This is a genomic window from Mycobacteriales bacterium (assembly GCA_035533475.1).
Classification (GTDB): domain Bacteria; phylum Actinomycetota; class Actinomycetes; order DATLTS01; family DATLTS01; genus DATLTS01.
The window spans coordinates 1-16,050 of sequence record DATLTS010000045.1 but is presented as its reverse complement, the minus strand read 5'-3'; the positions used below and the strand labels follow the sequence as shown (position 1 = coordinate 16,050).

The window sequence follows — 16,050 nt, the reverse complement described above, 5'->3', positions numbered from 1 at the left end:
CGCCTACGAGTACAGGTAGTGCCCGCACACCGGCCAGGGCGACGTACCGTCGGCGTCGAACAGCAACTCCGCCCGGTAGGTCTGCTCAGCCGAGGATGCCTGATTCGGGTAGCCGCTGCCGCCGACCGAGTACCAGGTGGGCAGCGAGAACTGGTACAAGCCGTAGTACTGGCCATCGGCCGACACCGACCCCGGGTTCCCGCCGGATTCGCAGCTGGCGAGCGCCGACCAGTTCAGGCTCGACGCCGGCGCCGGCTTGGTCCCGATGTCGATGATCTCCGTTTGCGGCTGGGCGCCGACCTGGTTGGAGACCAGCCGGCGGGACACGATCCGGTGGTCGCGGGAGACGAGCGCGTAGACCAGCACCCGAACGCCGGGCTGGCCGTATTGGGCCACCTGGGTGTCGCCGGACCACAGCGACGAGTCGTCGCGTTGGATCGTCGCGTACGGAATGGCCTCGTCGACCCGCTCCCGTCCGTACCGGATCCGGGTCACCCGGATCACCAGACCGGTCGTCGGGTAGAGCGTGCCCGGCACGCTGAGCTGGTCCGTCCGTGCCAACCGGATGTGCACCTGGGTGAGCAGCGCCGACACGGTAGGGGCGATCGTCGTGGCGCTGACCACCCGGTTGTCCACGAGGATGTTCACCCGCTGCGGCAGCCGGACGGTGAGCGAGAAGCCGGACAACGGGATGGACTGGTCCCGGCTGGCCGACAGGTACATGGTGCCGGCCCGCAGGTCGAGCTGACCGAGAACCTCGTCGACACTCATCGCCGTCACCCAGACCGGACGGCTCCGCCCGTCCAGGGTGAGGTTCACCAGCCGACCACGTCGGATGACGACGAGCCCGTGGTCGCGGATCGGTGCGGAAAGGTCGGGCGCTACCAGGTCGTGGGCGCCGACATCGATGCCGGCCCGGTCGAGCGCCCCGCCGACGCTGCCGGCGAAGGTTTGCACGTGCCGCAGCTGGCCGTCGATGCTGACGGTGATCGTCTTGTCCATCCGCACGAAGGCGGTGGTCGTGCCGATCAGGGCGAGGAGGACGATGCTGTACAGGGCGATTGCGAGTGGCGAACGACGCACGTCGCTCCGATGCTCGGTCGGTCCGGGCGCGGGAGAGCGGCGGGCGAATTGCTGGGATTGCCCGAACAGTCCCGATCCGGCGGTCACGAGACCATAACGGCGCAGCCCGGACGACCGCAAGTGAGGTGGGGAGTGCCGGTGGGGATCGGATGTCGGAATCGGCCGGTTCCGCTGGGGTCAGTGGGGCGGATGTCCGTTTCTCAGGCGGGGAAGTCGAAGATCCGCATCGCTGTGGCGGCGACCGCAGCCCCGACCTCGGCTACGTCCCGACCCTGCGCGGCGGCGAGCGCCCGCAGCGTGTACGGGACGAGGTAGGAGGCGTTCGGACGCCCCCGGTAGGGGACCGGGGTGAGGAACGGGGCGTCGGTCTCGACGAGGACCATGTCCAGCGGGGTGACGGCGGCCGCTTCCCGCAACGCCGGCGCGTTCGCGAAGGTCAGGGTCCCGGCGAAGGACAGGACGTAGCCCAGGTCGGCGCACCGCCGGGCCATCGCTGCGTCCCCGGAAAAGCAATGGAAGACAGTCCGGTCCGGCGCTCCCTCCTCGGCGAGGATGCGCAACACATCCTCGTGGGCGTCCCGGTCATGGATCACCAGAGCCCGCCCGGTGGCCTTCGCGATTGCGATGTGCCGGCGAAAGGACTCCTGCTGCGCGGCCGGCGGGGCGCTGTCGCGGAAGTAGTCGAGCCCGGTCTCCCCCACCGCGCGGACCCCCGGTTGACCGGCCAGAGCTTCGATCCGGTTCCAGGCCGAATCGTCGGCCCGGTGGGCGTCGTTGGGATGAATGGCAACGGCTGCGAAGACATCGCGATGCTGCGCGGCCGCGTCGGCGGCCCATTCCGAGGACTCGACGTCGACGCCGATCGTGACGATCCGGCGGACGCCCACCGCCTGCGCGGCGGCGACTGCCGACTCGATCGACCCGTCGGTCAGGTCGAGATGGCAGTGACTGTCGTCGACCGGGACCGGCAACGGTTGCGGCGCGGGCGGCAGCTCGCCGGACGGTGTCATTCCGGCGGGTCCTCGAGCCGCGGGAACAGCGGCGCGAGCCGGGTAACCGGCGCGCCGGCGGGCAATTGCCCGTAACGGCCCGCGTCCTGGATCCGGGCGTCGGCGAGCGGACCGAGCGTTGCGGCGGCACCGAGCGCGTCCCAGAGCGCCGTACACGCGCGCGGCATTACCGCGGCCAGCAAGGTCGCGACCGCGCGCAGCGCGTCTGCCGTCGCGTAGAGAACTCGGTCAAGGTCCGCGGCACGGTCGTCGTCCTTGGCCAGATGCCAGGGTTCCTGTTCGGAGACGTAGCCGTTGACCAGTCGGACCAGCTCCATGACGGCGACGATGCCGGCCTGGAAGTCCAGGGCCCGGATCCGCTCGTCGGCGCGCGCGGCGGTCTCGCCCAGCGCATCCGCGATCACCGGCTCAGCCTGCGGTGCCGGCAGCTTCCCGTCCCGATAACGCTCGACCATCGAGGTCAGGCGGGAGGCGAGATTGCCGAGCTGGTCGGCGAGCTCGGACTGGTAGCGGGCGGCCATCGACTCCCAGGAGAACGAGCCGTCCGAGCCGTACGCGAGCTCCCGGAGGAAGTAGTAGCGGTAGGCGTCCGAACCGAAGTGTTCGGTGATCCGCTGCGGCGGGATGCCGGTCAACTTGGTCTTGCTCATCTTCTCCCCCCCCACGAGCAGCCAGCCGTTGGCGAACACCACCCGCGGCAACGGGAGGCCCGCCGCCATCAACATCGCCGGCCAGATGACCGCGTGGAAGCGCAAGATGTCCTTGCCCACCAGGTGCACGTCCGCCGGCCAGGTCGCGGCAAACCGCTCCTCGTCGACCCCGTAGCCCACCGCGGTCGCGTAGTTGAGCAGTGCATCGATCCAGACATAGAGCACATGCGTCGGATCCCACGGAACGGGGATGCCCCAGTCGAAGCTGGACCGGGTGATCGACAGATCCTGCAAGCCTCCCTCGACGAAACGCAGCACCTCGTTGCGGGCACTTTCCGGTTGGACGAACTCCGGATGCGCGGCGTAGTGCGCGAGCAGCCGCTCGGCGTAGCCGGAGAGCCGGAAGAAGTAGTTCTGCTCAGCTAGCTGCTCCACCGGGCGGTCGTGGATGGGACAGCGGTCGCCGGGCTGGAGCAGATCGGCCGGCAGCTTGTACTCCTCGCAGGAGACGCAGTACGGCCCGGTGTAGGTGCCCTGGTAGACCTCGCCCGCGTCATGCACCCGCTGCCAGAACTCCTGCACCCGACTGGTGTGCCGCCGCTCGGTGGTGCGAATGAAGTCGTCGTTGGAGATATCCACGGCTGCCAGCATCGGCAGCCACGCGGTTTCGACCATGCGGTCGGTCCACTCCTGCGGTCCGACATCGTGGGCACGAGCCGCCTCGAGGATCTTCTCCCCATGCTCGTCCGTGCCGGTGAGGAACCAGACCCGTTCCCCACGCTGGCGATGCCAGCGGGTGAGCACGTCTCCGGCCACCGTCGTGTAGGCATGCCCGATGTGCGGGGCGTCGTTCACGTAATAGATCGGCGTCGTGACGTAGAACGCCTTGCCCTCGCTCACGCCGCTGATCCTATGAAGGGCCGGCGATCCGTTTTTCCCGAGCGGCGACGACCGCCGCGTACACGACCCGGCGGGGAAGCCGCCGACCGGCGGCCACTTCGGTGATCGCCTCCCGACGCGTGACGCCGGATGCCTCGATCCCGGCCACATCGCCGGCGAGGGTCTCCGGGTCCGTGGCGGTGTCGGCGGCTTCCGGGGCTCCCGCGATGACCAGGGTGATCTCCCCGCGCGGGGCTGCGGCGCCGGCCCAGGCGGCCAGCTCGCCGAGCGGACCTCGGCGGATCTCCTCGTGGGTCTTCGTCAGCTCCCGGCAGACCGCCGCCGGCCGCGCGTCCCCGAACCCGGCCGCGAGATCGGTGAGGGTGCGGGCCACCCGGTGCGGCGCTTCGAACACCACCAGGGTCCGCGGCTCCCCGGCCAGCTCGGCGATGCGGCGGCGCCGCTCGCCGGGCCGGCGCGGCAGGAAACCTTCGAAGCACCAACGGTCGACCGCGAGACCGGACACGGCGAGAGCCGCCGTGGCCGCGGATGGCCCGGGCACCGGACGGACAGGGATCCCGGCGTCGACCGCAGCTCGCACCAGCCGGTAGCCCGGGTCGGAAACCCCGGGCGTGCCCGCGTCGCTGACGAGCAGCACCGTTTCGCCGGCCTCCAGCGCCGCAATCAGCTCCGGCACCCGGGCGGCCTCGGTGGCGTCGTAGTACGACACGACACGCCCTGCGTGAACGACACCGAGGTCACGGGCCAGCCGGCGGAGCCGGCGGGTGTCTTCGGCCGCGACGACGTCCGCCGTCTGGAGCAGCTCCACGAGCCGCGCCGAGGCGTCCGACGGGTTACCCAGCGGGGTGGCGGCAATCAGCAGCTGTCCGAGAGGTGTCACGAGGCCATCCTGTCGCGCCCACCTACGATGACCCATGGCCACGACCCTCGCCGTCCCGGTGGCGTCCGGCCGGGGGCGCGGTGTCCGTGACCGCCTGGTCACCCCGATGCCGACCGATCGGCTCGCGGGCTGGCTGGTTGCCCTGGCCGTGACGGCATTCGGAGCGGCGATCCGTTTCGTCAGTCTCGGCAGTCCGGGGGGGCCTAAGGGGCTGGTCTTCGACGAGGTCTACTACGTCCACGACAGCTTCAACCTGCTCCACCACGGCGTAGAGCTCAACAGCCTCAACACCGGACCGGGTTTCATCGTCCATCCCCCGATGGGCAAGTGGGTGATCGCGATCGGCGAGGCGCTGTTCAGCCATGGCACATTCGTCACCGCCGGAACCAGCCCGGCCGTCTACCCTGGCGACAGCTTCGGCTGGCGGTTCTCCGCGGCGGTCGTGGGCTCGCTCGCGATCCTCATCCTGGCCCGGACCGCCCGCCGCATGTTCCGCTCCACGGTGCTCGGTGCGGTCGCCGGCCTCCTACTGGCCCTCGACGGCCTCGAGTTCGTCCAGAGCCGGGTGTCAATGCTCGACATCTTCCTGACGTTCTGGGTGGTCGCCTCCTTCGGCTGCCTGGTCGCGGATCGCGACGACGGGCGGAGCAGGCTTGCCGCCCGGCTCTCCGACGGCGAGGTCGGCCGAGGGCCGTGGCTCGGTATCCGGTGGTGGCGGCTCGGGGCCGGGATGTGCCTCGGCCTGGCCTGCGCGACCAAGTGGAACGGGGTGTTCTTCGTTCCGGCCTTCCTCGGTCTCGGCTACATGTGGGACGTCGCCGCCCGGCGGGTCGCCGGCCTGCGCCACCCGTGGCGGGGCGCCCTGCTGCTCGACGGGTTACCGGCGCTGGCCGTGTTCGTCGTTCTGCCGATCCTGGTCTACGTGGTGTCGTGGACCGGCTGGTTCCTCGGAAATGCGAACACCGCCTACGACCACGACCTCGACGTTCGCGCCGGCCAGTCGACCATCGCCCACGCGTGGGCGGTGTTCCGCGGCTGGTGGCACTACCAGGACGAGATCTGGCGCTTCCACAACCATCTCAGCGATGGCCACCCGTACCGGTCGTACCCGCTCGGCTGGCTGCTGCTCGCCCGGCCGGTGGCCTACTTCTACGCCACGCCGAAGAACTGCGGCACGAGCCTGTGCTCCCAGGAGATTCTCGGGATCGGGACTCCGGCGATCTGGTGGCTCTCCATCCCGGCCATGATCGCCGCGATCTGGCGATGGATCAGCCGGCACGACTGGCGGGCCGCCGCCATCGTGGTGTGTTTCCTGTTCGCCTGGTTGCCTTGGTTCGTTCCGGCCTATGCCGATCAACGAACGATGTTCCTCTTCTACGCGCTGCCGATGCTGCCATTCATGGTGCTCGGCCTCACGCTGTGCGCGGGGTTGGTCCTCGGTTCGCGCGAGGCCAGCGTCCGGCGACGCCGGTGGGGCGCCTACGCGGTCGGTCTCTACCTGCTGGCCGTGCTGGCTAACTTCGGGTACCTGTACCCGGTCCTCGCCGGAAGGTCGATCCCGTACTCGTCATGGCACCAGCGAATGTGGTTCTCCCAGTGCGCGAACAAGGACCCGAAGCACGAAACGGCGCCCTGCTGGATCTGACCACTGGAACCAGGCCCCGGTACCCGCCGTTAGGGTGGATGTTCCATCTATGCCGATTGGGATGACATGGCGAAAGCGACGGCACGGGGCCCGAAACGCGGCTCCGAGCGCACCCGCGCAAAGGTTGCCGCCCAGCGGGCGGCGCAGCAACGGCAGGAACGCCGCCGCCGGATGCTGACCTCGGTCGCCGGCATCGTCGTGATCGTCCTGGCGATCGGGGGCCTGGTCGGCTACTACCTGGCCCAGCACAAGAAGAGCGCCGGAGTCTCCACCGCGGCCGCGAGCCTCGTCGCCCAGGTGACCGGCATCCCGGCCAGCGTCCTCACCTCGGTAGGCGACGGCGGCGGCTTGGTCACCAACCATCCCAAGCACATCGTGAACGGCGCCAGCCTGACCGCCAACGGCAAGCCGGAGGTCGTCTACATCGGTGCCGAATACTGCCCCTACTGCGCCGCGGAACGGTGGGCGATGGTGAATGCGCTCTCCCGGTTCGGGACTTTCACCAACCTGCACACCACGCGCTCCGCGGTGAATGACGGGAACATCGCGACGTTCACGTTCTACCAGTCCACCTACAGCAGCCCCTACGTCGCGTTCACTCCCACCGAGACCCGTACCAACCAGCTCTCGGGCGGCACCTATGCCACCCTGCAGACTCCCTCGAAGGCCCTCGCCCAGCTGCTGACGAGATATGACGGCCCGCCGTACGTCCCGGTGAACGAGGCGGGCGGAATCCCGTTCGTCGACATCGCGAACAGGTACGTCGTGGATGGGTCTAGCTACGTACCCACCACGTTGGGGCAGCTCAGCTGGACGCAGATCGCCGGCGACCTCGCCAACCCATCGAGCCCGGTCACCAAGGGCATCGTCGGTGCCGCGAACGAGCTGACCGCGGCGATCTGCACGGCCACCCAGGACCTGCCCACCGACGTCTGCGCGGCTCCCGGGGTCCTCGCGGCCACCCGCCACCTCGGGTGACACCGACTCGGGTGACACCGACGCAGCCGGCGGCCGGCGAGGGGGGGCCGCAGGTCGCCGTCCCGGGTTGGGTCGTGCCGAGCGCACTGCTCCTGTCGATCGCCGGACTGGGTGTGTCGATCTACCTCACCCTCACCCACTACGTCTCCTCCGTGCAGCTGGTCTGTGCCGAAAGCGGCATCGTCAACTGCCAGAAGGTGACGACCAGCCCGCAGTCGCTGGTCTTCGGGGTCATCCCGGTTGCGGTGCTGGGCCTGGCCTTCTTCGTCGGGATGCTCGTCTTGCAGAGCCCGGCCGCCTGGCGGTCCGGGCTGCCATTCGTGCGCCGCACCCGGCTCTTCTCGGTCATCGTCGGAGTTGGGTTCGTCTGCTACCTCGTCTACACCGAGCTGTTCACGATCGACGCGATTTGCTTGTGGTGCACGAGCGTGCACGTCCTCACCGTCCTGCTTTTCGCCGTGACCCTGCTGGGAACCGCGGCGACCCTGCCGCTCGAGCAGACGGCCGAGGAATCTTCAGCCACATCGGAGTAGCGCGCCGCGCGGTCGCCCGCTGCCGCCCTGGAGTCGGTAGGTCGCGCCTCACCTGACTGGGATAAACCCGTTACCACAGGTGAGGATCGCGCCGGAGCGGGGAACACCTGCCGGCGACTACTTAGGAGGTAGCCATGGGTGTCATCTTGCTGGTGCTGCTCCTCGCAGTGCTGCTGGGTGCCGGCGGGTTCGCAGTCCACGTGTTGTGGTGGCTCGCACTTGCGGTCATCGCGATCTGGCTGGTCGGCTTCGCTGTGCGCGGCGCGGAGGGCGCGCGCTGGTACCGCTGGTAGTGCCGCTGGTAGTGCCGCTCCACCTCGCCTCGGCCGGACGCCACGATGTCCGGCCGAGGTGCGTTGGGCTTCAAACGGGCTCGCAAGCGCCTCCGTGCGACGCCCGGTTCGCAACCAGGTGACCGACTATCGCGTCGCTGATCGCCCGCAGCTGATCGACTTGCTCGGGGGTGAGCTGGTCGAACAGATGCGTCCGGACCCCCTCCACGTGGCCCGGGGCCGCGGCCGCCAAGGCGGCGAAACCAGTGGGGGTGAGCACCGCCACCTGGCCGCGTCGGTCGGTTGGGCACTCTTCGCGGCTGATCCAGCCGGCCTCCTCCAACCGGCTCACGGCGTGGGAGACGCGGCTCCTCGAGGAATATGCCGCGGTCGCGAGATCGCTCATCCGCAACGCCTGGTTCGGGGATTCGGATAGCCGGACCAGTATTTCGTAATAGCCGTGCGGCATGCCAGCATCGTGCTGCAGTTCCCGATCGAGTTCCTCGACAAGCAACTGGGTGGCGGACAGGAAGGCTCGCCAGGTGCGCTGTTCGGGTTCGCTCAGCCAGCGGGTCATCGGGACCTCCTTCCGGCTGGTGTCGGGCATCTTACCAGGAATACTTGAACTCTCAACGAGATTCAGGTATGTTGAGATCTCAACTACAGAAGGGGACCCGCTATGACTGCCACGCGCACCCAACTTCCGGGCTACGTCGTCGGGAGCTGGAGCATCGACCCGGTCCACAGTGACCTGTCCTTCTCGATCCGGCACATGATGGTGAGCAAGGTCCGCGGTCGCTTCGCGACCGTCGACGGCACCATCGTCACCGCCGAAGACCCGCTGGCGTCCAGCGCCACGGCCACCGTCGACGTCGACTCTTTCGACACCGGAAATGAGCAGCGGGACAACCACGTGCGTTCGGCCGACTTTCTCGAAGCCGAGAAGTTCCCGACCATGACCTTCCGCTCGACCGGCGTCCGGCAGAACGGCGATGGCTTCCAGCTCGAGGGTGAGCTCAGCCTGCATGGCGTCACCCGGCCGCTGACGCTCGACGTCGAGGTAAACGGCTTCACCAAGGACCCGTTCGGCGGTACCCGGGCCGGATTCTCGGCGACCGGGGAGATCAACCGCAAGGACTTCGGGGTCACCATCGACATGCCGATGGACGGTGGCGGCGTCGTCGTCGGCGACAAGGTCTCGCTCCACCTGGAGATCGAAGCGGTTCTCGACTCCCCCGAGAGCTGAGTCCCCGACACGCCGTCCAGCTCGACCGGCCCGAAGCTAGGAGCACCGCGATGGCGATCACCCGCCTGAACCACGCCGTTCTCTACGTGCGTGACCTGACGCGCAGCGTCGCGTTCTATCGCGACGCCCTGGGCTTCCGGCCGGTCGGGATGACACCCGACGGATTCACCGGTGCCGCGTTCCTTCAGGCACCGGGGTCGACGAACGACCACGACCTCGGATTGTTCGAGATCGGCGGCGCTGCCGGGCCGTCGCCGGCCGGCCGGACCAGTGTGGGTCTGTACCACCTGGCCTGGGAGGTGGACACGCTCGACGAGCTGGGCAGGTTGGCGGGCGTGCTCACCGAACACGGAGCTCTGACCGGGTCCTCCGACCACGGCACCACGAAGAGCCTGTACGGCCATGACCCGGACAGGCTCGAGTTCGAGGTTGCCTGGATCGTCCCGGCCGAGCTGCTCGACGATGCTGCACTCGGTGCCCGCAAGCGGATCGGCCGGCTCGATCTGGACCGGGAGAAGCAGCGCTACGGCGGCCAAACGCCCGGTGGGGTCGGCATCTCGCACTTGGCGGCAACCGCCCGCTCGGCGAGCGGAGGCTGACCCTCAGCCGCCGCTCTGGCCGAGCCGGTCGGCATCGCTGAGGTTGGCCAACCGGACTTCCCCGCGGGCAATCGCACGGCCGGACTCGTCGGTGACGTCGACCTGCCAAAGTTGCTGGGTCCGGCCGCGGTGCACCGGGGTGGCCTCCACCGTCAGCATCCCGGACCGCACTGCCCGGATGAAGTTGGTGTGGTTGGCGACGCCGACCGTCTGTCCCCGGTCCCCGAACCAGAGGCTGGCTCCGACACTGGCTGCGCTCTCTACGGCCGCGCAATACACGCCGCCGTGCACGATCCCATAAGGCTGGTGCAGCTCGGGGCGCACCTCGAAGCGCAAGACCACCCGGTCCGCGGTGGTTTCGATGAACTCGAAGCCGAGCAGACCTATAAGTCCGCCGGCAAACCCGTCGGGAACCACCACCGTGACTGCACCTCCGTCCCACGCCGGAGCGGTCAGCTTAACCAACCGGTAACGGCAAGCCGGGTTCAGCTCGGCTCTGCGGGGTAGCGAACTGGAAAGCATCCGCCGACCACGAGGACCCGCATGCTCTCCGCTCTGCTCCTGGCGGGACTGGTTGCCGCGCCACTCGCTACGATCGCGCTTTTCGTACCGACCCGCGACATCGGCAACTCGAATGGCGCCGCGGCCTGGACCCGCCGGCTGGTCTTCGCGCTTGTCGGTACGGCGATCCTCGCCATTGCGGTCGGCGCCGCGCTGCGCGCGATAGGGGTCACTACGACCAACATCGAGGGCGCCCTGGCCGGCCTCCTGGTCATGAGCCTCGTCTGGTTGCCGGTGACCCGGCGCTGGAATGCGCGTGCACACCTTGCGTGGGCCATGACGCTCTTCTTGTTCGTGGGTTACCTCGCATTCATGCTCGATTGGACCTTCATCAGCCACCTCGGTGCCGCCGGCACCACCGGCGGCCTAGGGCTCTGGCTGCTCGAGCTGTTCGCCGCAATCCTGGGGTGCGCCTACCTGTGGGAGTTGTGCGACGCCCTCGGTCGCGAACAGTGGCGGCGACGGATCGGTGGGGCCGAGATCGAGGCGGCCGCGGCAAGCGGCGCGGCGCCGTTCGTCAGCCTGCACGTGCCGGCACACTTCGAACCGGCCGAGATGGTCATCGAGACGTTGCGGTCGCTCAAGGCCCTCGACTACGAAAACTACGAGATCATCGCGATCGACGACAATACCGAGGACGAGGCGATCTGGCGCCCGCTCGAGGCGTGGTGCCGGGACAACGACGTGAAATTCGTCCACCTCGAAGACTGGCCCGGGTACAAGTCCGGGGCGCTGAACTACGCGCTGGAGCACATGATCGATCCGCGGACGGAACTGATCGGCGTGATCGACGCGGACTACCAGCTGGAGCCGACGTTCCTCCGGCAGTGCGCCGGACTGTTCGAAGACCCCAAGATCGGATTTATCCAGGCCCCGCAGGACTACCGTGACTGGGAAGGCGCCCCTTTCTTCCGCCGCCTCTACTACTCCTATCTCTACTTCTTCAAGGTCTCGCAACCGTCCCGAAACGAGCGGGACGGAGCCATCTTCGCCGGGACCATGGGGCTTATCCGCCGGCAGGCCCTGGTCGATGTCGGCCGCTGGGACGAGTGGTGCATCACCGAGGACGCCGAGCTGTCCTTGCGCCTGCTGCGCAAGGGATGGTCCGGGCTCCACGTCGACACCTCCTTCGGGCACGGCGTGATGCCGCTGACCTTCGAGGCGCTCAAGGGTCAGCGCTTCCGTTGGTGTTTCGGTGGCATCCAGATCCTGCGTCGGCACTGGCGCTGGATGCTCCCGGGGCGGCGGGACGAGGAGAACCGGCTGAACATCGGACAACGCTGGGCCTACCTGTCCGGGGCCGTCCAGTGGTACGGCGACCTGCTCGGGCTGGTGTTCTTCGTGTTCCTGCTCGCCGGGGCGGCGAACATCGCGCTCGGCGGTGGGCTGCTGTTTCGGAAACTCTCCGGTTTCCTCGTCGCCGCGATCCCGCTGCTCGTGGGACTAGGGCTGGTCCGGGCAGTGGCGCTGTTACGTCGCGGGACTGGAGCCTCCTGGCGGGACGCTTTCGGGGCGTTCATGATCTGGCAGTCCACCTCGCTCGTCGTCGCCCGCGCCTCGGTGCAGGCCCTCTATGCCAAGGAAGCGGAGTTCCTCCGCACCCCCAAGACCAGCGAGGAAGCGCACTTCTGGGACGCGATCAAAGGAAACCGGGGCGAGACGATCCTCGCCGCACTGGGCCTCGCCGGGATCGTCGCGGCCCTCACCAGATCGTCAGGCTACGGCGGTCCACTCACGGCGGCGCTGCTCGCGTGGCCCACGTTCGCCTTCGCAACCGCGCCGTTGAACAGCCTTGCAGCCCAACGCGCGGCCCTGCCGGCGGAGCTCAGAGAGCGTCGCCGCACCGAGTTTCTCCGGGACCGCAGGGCCCGGCAGGTCACCCTCGCCGTGGGCGGCTTCGCGATCGCGGCGGGCAGCGCGGCCGCGATCGTCGCGCTGCTCGCCCCGGGGGCCGCGCGGATCGTCACCCCGCAGCTGCTCCGGCCCGCCCGTGGTCAGGCCGTGAGCTACGCACGGGTGCCGGGGCCGGCGCCCAGCAACTCCCCCACCGGCTCGCCGGGCCCATCGGCGTCGCCCGGCGCCCCAGGGTCGGTGAACCCGACCGGCTCGGCTACGCCCAGCGGCTCGACCGCACCGTCGAGCAGCCCGCCTTCCGCTGGCCCGTCCGCCAGCCCCTCAGCCAGCTCGTCCGCCAGTCCGTCCGCGGCTGCGACCGCCACCGCGTCGGGCACGCCGAGCCCGTGATGAGCCCGATCCGGAAGGTGCTGAGCATGGCCGCCCTACTCGGTGCCGCCGCCTGTGCCGGTGGTTCCAGCGGCCCGGGCGTGGGTGCCGTGCTGCCCGGAGCCCGCTCCCCGGCGCTCAACGTCGCCGTCACCCCGTCCAACTCGCTGGCGATCCAGGCCCAGGCTGCCGCCGTGCACTTCCTCGACACGTTCGTCACCGCCGACGGCCGGGTGCTCAGGCCGGACCAGGGGAACGACATCGTGAGCGAGGGGCAGGCGTACGGGATGCTGCTCGCGGAGATCGCCGGACGGCCGCAGACTGTGCGGACGATCTGGGCGTGGACCCAACGACACCTTCAGCGATCGGATGCGCTGATCTCCTGGCACGCTACCGCCAGCGGCAGCGTGCTGGACCATCAGTCGGCCACCGATGCCGATGTGTTGACCGCCTTCGCGCTGCTCCGCTACGACGGACTCGACGACACCGCACTGCGTGCCGACGGCCGCCGCGTCGCCAGCGCCATCCTCGGCCACGAGGCCGTCGGCCTGCCCGGCGGCAACCTGGTTTTAGTCGCCGGTCCCTGGGCGACGTCGGCTCCCGCCACCGTCAATCCGTCCTACTGGATGCCTTCGGTGTTCCGGGCTCTTGCCCGGTTCACCGGGGACGGGCGTTGGTCGCGAGCGGCCACGGCCAGCGTCACGCTGCTTGCGCAACTCACCGCAAACGGGCGCCGGCTCCCACCGGACTGGGCCGCGCTACACGGATCCACGGCCACCGCCACGGCCGCACCCGGCGGCTCCCCCGCGGCGCAGTACGGGCTCGACGCGCAACGCATCCCGGTGTGGCTCGCGACCGGCTGCTCCACCGCGGAGCGGGCGCTCACCGCCCGCTGGTGGTCGATACTCGCGCCGACCGCGCGAGCCAGGGCGCTCGCGTTGTCGCTGACCGGGCAGGTCGTCAACTCCGCGACGAATCCGCTGCCGTTCATCGCCTCCGCCGCGGCGGCTCGAGCAGCCGGAGACACCGCGGCCTGGGCGCGGCTACTGGCCGACGCCGCCATCCAGGCCCGACAGACACCGACCTACTACGGCGATGCTTGGCTCGGACTTGGAACCGCGCTGTTCGCCGGCCGATTGGGCACCTGCTGATCCGCATGAAAACAACAGGAACGGAGTGCTGTGGACGAAGTCGCGATCACCTCCTTGCCGCCGGATAAGTTCGACCCGATCCTCGGGACGGAGCGGGCCCGTGAGTTCGCCGAGACCCTCGCGCACTCGCGCCGGGTCCTCGAAGGCCGCACGGTGTGGCACATCAACTCGACGAGCGCGGGGGGTGGCGTCGCCGAGATGCTTCAGTCCATCCTCTGCTATCTCGTCGGCGCTGGGATCACCACGCGTTGGCTTGTCATCGACGGTAACGACGACTTCTTCGAGGTAACGAAGCGACTCCACCACCTGCTCCACGGCGAACCGGGGGACGGCGGCCCGCTCGGCCCCGCTGAGCACGAGATCTACGAGACCGCGCTCGCGGCGGACGCCGAACGGATGGCCGAACTCATCCAGCCGGGCGATGCCGTGGTGCTGCACGACCCGCAGACCCTCGGGCTTGCCGAAGCGCTGAACGGCCGCGGTGCGAATCTGATCTGGACCTGCCACATCGGTGCCGACGCGGCCGACAAGCACACTCGCGCGGCCTGGGATTTCCTGCTCCCCTACGTCAGACATACCCGGGCGCAGGTGTTCTCCCGGCGGCAGTACGCCTGGAAGTGTCTGCCCCCTGCCGGGGTGTCCGTCATCCCGCCGTGTCTCGACGCATTCTCGCCGAAGAACCAGCACCTCGACAAAGCCGTCGTCGACGCGATCATCGACGCGGCCGGCATCATCGCCGACACGCCGCGGGCCCAGCCGGAGTTCCTCCGGCAGGACGGTGCGAGCGCCAAAGTGTCCAATCCGGCCGAGGTGATCGAGGACGAGCGCATCCCGCCCGGTGCGCGGCTCGTCACGCAGATCTCACGCTGGGATCCGCTCAAGGACCACATCGGGGTGATGACCGGTTTCGTAGAGCACGTGACCGCCGATCTCGACGCCCATCTGGTCCTCGCCGGACCGGCCCCGGAATCGATAACCGACGACCCAGAGGGGCAACAGAGTCTGGACGAGTTGCGGGCCGCCTGGCAGGCACTGCCCGCATCACAGCGCCGACGTGTACACCTGGCCTGCCTCCCGATGGATGACCTCGAGGAGAATGGGGCGATCGTCAACGCCCTGCAACGACGGTCCAACGTCGTCGTTCAGAAGAGCCTTGCCGAGGGTTTCGGGCTCACCGTCGCGGAGGCGATGTGGAAGTCGCGACCAACTATCGGCAGTCGAGTGGGCGGTATCCAGGATCAGATCGAGGAGGGGGTCTCCGGACGCCTGATCGATGATCCCGAGGACCTCCCGGCACTCGGCCGGGCGATCAGCGAGCTCCTCACCCACCCGGAGGTCGGCGAGCGGCTGGGTAGTAGCGGACACGACCGGGTTCTCGACGAATACCTCGCCCCCCGTCACCTGACCCGCTATCTGCGTCTCATCGACACGGTCCTGACCTAGGTCACTGAGTCACCCGGCGCCGCTCCGTAGGCGCCGCGGTGCGCGCGAGCGGCAGCTGCGAGGTTTGGCCGGCGGAGACGGGCGCCCGAGGGCGGGATCCTCAGCTCTGCGCGGTGGTGAAGTACCAGTACTCCGGCGTGAACCCGGATTGGGTCAGGTTGGAGAACGCCTCCGGTGGCCCCGACAGCGTCTTCTTCCAAGCGGCAATGTTGTCCGCGGACGGTAGGAACAGCCCCGGGAGGTTCTCCGCGAGATAGGACGCCTCCGCCTTCACCGCCGACGGGTCGCCCCCGAAGATCGAGTTGTGGATGAGGGTGTCGGCCATCGGGTCGCTGTAGTTGCCGAGGTTGTAGGTGCCACCAGTGTTGAACAGCGCGACCGTGGTCGGGTAGAGGGAGTTCGTGAAGCCGCCGAAGTTGAGCATGGCCCACTTGTTGATTGTGGCCGGGACCGAGATATCGCTGTAGTTCGAGACGATGTCGTTGAATGTGCCCGACTCGGTCGTCACGGTGATCCCAACCTTCTTGCACTCGGAAGCGAATGCTTCGGTCTGCTTTTTGTTGACCGGCGGCTGGTTGGCGTAGATCTGGTTGAAGGCGAGCGGGGTGCCCAAGGGGATGCCGGGTCCGCACTGGTTGGGCGCGCGGCCGGCGTTGTCACACACCGTCTGGCCTTCCGGGACGACCTTCCAACCATGGCTGGACAACAGGGTCGAGGCGGCCCCGACGTCGAATGGATGTAACTACTCAGCCGCCCGCTCAGGCGATGGCGGGGATCCAGGGCCCACTGTCGTGGAGCATGCGTAGGACGGCCAGAGCTGGTTGGCCTTGTTTGCGGGCGGTGTCGAGGTAGGAGCGCAGCCGGCAGAAGGCTTTC

The 16,050-nt window shown here is 68.7% G+C and carries 16 protein-coding genes; 9 read left to right on the top strand and 7 right to left on the bottom strand.

The features are described 5' to 3' along the window. Nucleotides 1-3: 3 nt before the first annotated feature. The 4 genes from VNG13_10620 to rsmI form a co-directional block, all read right to left on the bottom strand. Nucleotides 4-1,083 carry a ubiquitin-like domain-containing protein gene (locus VNG13_10620; GenBank protein ID HVA60971.1) on the bottom strand — a complete coding sequence of 360 codons (1,080 nt, stop codon included), beginning with the start codon at nucleotides 1,081-1,083 and terminating at the stop codon, nucleotides 4-6. Between the two features lie 200 nt (nucleotides 1,084-1,283). Next, nucleotides 1,284-2,093, bottom strand: coding sequence for a TatD family hydrolase (locus tag VNG13_10615; protein HVA60970.1), 810 nt, complete (start codon nucleotides 2,091-2,093; stop codon nucleotides 1,284-1,286). Continuing rightward, entirely contained in the window at nucleotides 2,090-3,643 is a 1,554-nt protein-coding gene (metG, locus tag VNG13_10610) for a methionine--tRNA ligase (GenBank protein ID HVA60969.1), read from the bottom strand. The genes VNG13_10615 and metG overlap by 4 nt, the downstream gene beginning before the upstream one ends. A gap of 10 nt (nucleotides 3,644-3,653) precedes the next feature. After that, on the bottom strand, nucleotides 3,654-4,559 hold the full coding sequence (rsmI, locus tag VNG13_10605; protein ID HVA60968.1) for a 16S rRNA (cytidine(1402)-2'-O)-methyltransferase: 906 nt from the start codon (nucleotides 4,557-4,559) through the stop codon (nucleotides 3,654-3,656). Here rsmI and VNG13_10600 point away from each other — a divergent pair. The 4 genes from VNG13_10600 to VNG13_10585 all read left to right on the top strand — a co-directional run bounded on the left by VNG13_10600 (nucleotide 4,558) and on the right by VNG13_10585 (nucleotide 7,972). Further along, nucleotides 4,558-6,168 (top strand): phospholipid carrier-dependent glycosyltransferase, encoded by a 1,611-nt coding sequence (locus VNG13_10600; GenBank protein HVA60967.1) that lies wholly within the window; start codon nucleotides 4,558-4,560, stop codon nucleotides 6,166-6,168. The two genes, rsmI and VNG13_10600, sit on opposite strands and share 2 nt — an antisense overlap. Nucleotides 6,169-6,234: 66 nt before the next feature. Beyond that, nucleotides 6,235-7,146 (top strand): DUF929 family protein, encoded by a 912-nt coding sequence (locus VNG13_10595; GenBank protein HVA60966.1) that lies wholly within the window; start codon nucleotides 6,235-6,237, stop codon nucleotides 7,144-7,146. An 11-nt stretch (nucleotides 7,147-7,157) separates the two neighbouring features. Next, nucleotides 7,158-7,679 carry a vitamin K epoxide reductase family protein gene (locus tag VNG13_10590; protein HVA60965.1) on the top strand — a complete coding sequence of 174 codons (522 nt, stop codon included), beginning with the start codon at nucleotides 7,158-7,160 and terminating at the stop codon, nucleotides 7,677-7,679. 134 nt (nucleotides 7,680-7,813) lie between these two features. After that, nucleotides 7,814-7,972, top strand: coding sequence for a hypothetical protein (locus VNG13_10585; GenBank protein ID HVA60964.1), 159 nt, complete (start codon nucleotides 7,814-7,816; stop codon nucleotides 7,970-7,972). 70 nt (nucleotides 7,973-8,042) lie between these two features. Here the strand turns inward: VNG13_10585 and VNG13_10580 are convergent, their stop codons facing one another. After that, nucleotides 8,043-8,528 carry a MarR family transcriptional regulator gene (locus VNG13_10580; GenBank protein ID HVA60963.1) on the bottom strand — a complete coding sequence of 162 codons (486 nt, stop codon included), beginning with the start codon at nucleotides 8,526-8,528 and terminating at the stop codon, nucleotides 8,043-8,045. Between the two features lie 102 nt (nucleotides 8,529-8,630). Between VNG13_10580 and VNG13_10575 the strand changes: the two genes are divergently transcribed. Both VNG13_10575 and VNG13_10570 read left to right on the top strand, forming a co-directional pair. After that, complete coding sequence (locus VNG13_10575; protein ID HVA60962.1) at nucleotides 8,631-9,197, top strand: YceI family protein; 567 nt, start codon at nucleotides 8,631-8,633, stop codon at nucleotides 9,195-9,197. 50 nt (nucleotides 9,198-9,247) lie between these two features. Continuing rightward, nucleotides 9,248-9,796, top strand: coding sequence for a VOC family protein (locus tag VNG13_10570; protein HVA60961.1), 549 nt, complete (start codon nucleotides 9,248-9,250; stop codon nucleotides 9,794-9,796). A 3-nt stretch (nucleotides 9,797-9,799) separates the two neighbouring features. On the opposite strand, the gene VNG13_10565 is transcribed toward VNG13_10570, so the two are convergent. Then, nucleotides 9,800-10,216, bottom strand: coding sequence for a PaaI family thioesterase (locus VNG13_10565; protein ID HVA60960.1), 417 nt, complete (start codon nucleotides 10,214-10,216; stop codon nucleotides 9,800-9,802). A 123-nt stretch (nucleotides 10,217-10,339) separates the two neighbouring features. On the opposite strand from VNG13_10565, the gene VNG13_10560 reads away from it, so the two are divergent. From VNG13_10560 to VNG13_10550, 3 genes are read left to right on the top strand one after another with little or no spacing between them, the layout of a single operon-like run. Continuing rightward, nucleotides 10,340-12,601 (top strand): glycosyltransferase, encoded by a 2,262-nt coding sequence (locus VNG13_10560; protein HVA60959.1) that lies wholly within the window; start codon nucleotides 10,340-10,342, stop codon nucleotides 12,599-12,601. Continuing rightward, nucleotides 12,601-13,731 (top strand): glycosyl hydrolase family 8, encoded by a 1,131-nt coding sequence (locus VNG13_10555; protein HVA60958.1) that lies wholly within the window; start codon nucleotides 12,601-12,603, stop codon nucleotides 13,729-13,731. The genes VNG13_10560 and VNG13_10555 overlap by 1 nt, the downstream gene beginning before the upstream one ends. Nucleotides 13,732-13,761: 30 nt before the next feature. Continuing rightward, nucleotides 13,762-15,174 carry a glycosyltransferase gene (locus VNG13_10550; protein ID HVA60957.1) on the top strand — a complete coding sequence of 471 codons (1,413 nt, stop codon included), beginning with the start codon at nucleotides 13,762-13,764 and terminating at the stop codon, nucleotides 15,172-15,174. A gap of 100 nt (nucleotides 15,175-15,274) precedes the next feature. Here the strand turns inward: VNG13_10550 and VNG13_10545 are convergent, their stop codons facing one another. Continuing rightward, complete coding sequence (locus VNG13_10545) at nucleotides 15,275-15,880, bottom strand: hypothetical protein (GenBank protein ID HVA60956.1); 606 nt, start codon at nucleotides 15,878-15,880, stop codon at nucleotides 15,275-15,277. Between the last annotated feature and the right edge of the window lie 170 nt (nucleotides 15,881-16,050).

Coding starts and splice junctions, on each gene's coding strand:
- VNG13_10615 (HVA60970.1), bottom strand. CDS start 2,093: ATGACACCGTCCGGCGAGCTGCCGCCCGCGCCGCAACCGTTGCCGGTC.
- VNG13_10600 (HVA60967.1), top strand. CDS start 4,558: ATGGCCACGACCCTCGCCGTCCCGGTGGCGTCCGGCCGGGGGCGCGGT.
- rsmI (HVA60968.1), bottom strand. CDS start 4,559: ATGGGTCATCGTAGGTGGGCGCGACAGGATGGCCTCGTGACACCTCTC.
- VNG13_10595 (HVA60966.1), top strand. CDS start 6,235: ATGGCGAAAGCGACGGCACGGGGCCCGAAACGCGGCTCCGAGCGCACC.
- VNG13_10585 (HVA60964.1), top strand. CDS start 7,814: ATGGGTGTCATCTTGCTGGTGCTGCTCCTCGCAGTGCTGCTGGGTGCC.
- VNG13_10580 (HVA60963.1), bottom strand. CDS start 8,528: ATGACCCGCTGGCTGAGCGAACCCGAACAGCGCACCTGGCGAGCCTTC.
- VNG13_10575 (HVA60962.1), top strand. CDS start 8,631: ATGACTGCCACGCGCACCCAACTTCCGGGCTACGTCGTCGGGAGCTGG.
- VNG13_10570 (HVA60961.1), top strand. CDS start 9,248: ATGGCGATCACCCGCCTGAACCACGCCGTTCTCTACGTGCGTGACCTG.
- VNG13_10560 (HVA60959.1), top strand. CDS start 10,340: ATGCTCTCCGCTCTGCTCCTGGCGGGACTGGTTGCCGCGCCACTCGCT.
- VNG13_10555 (HVA60958.1), top strand. CDS start 12,601: ATGAGCCCGATCCGGAAGGTGCTGAGCATGGCCGCCCTACTCGGTGCC.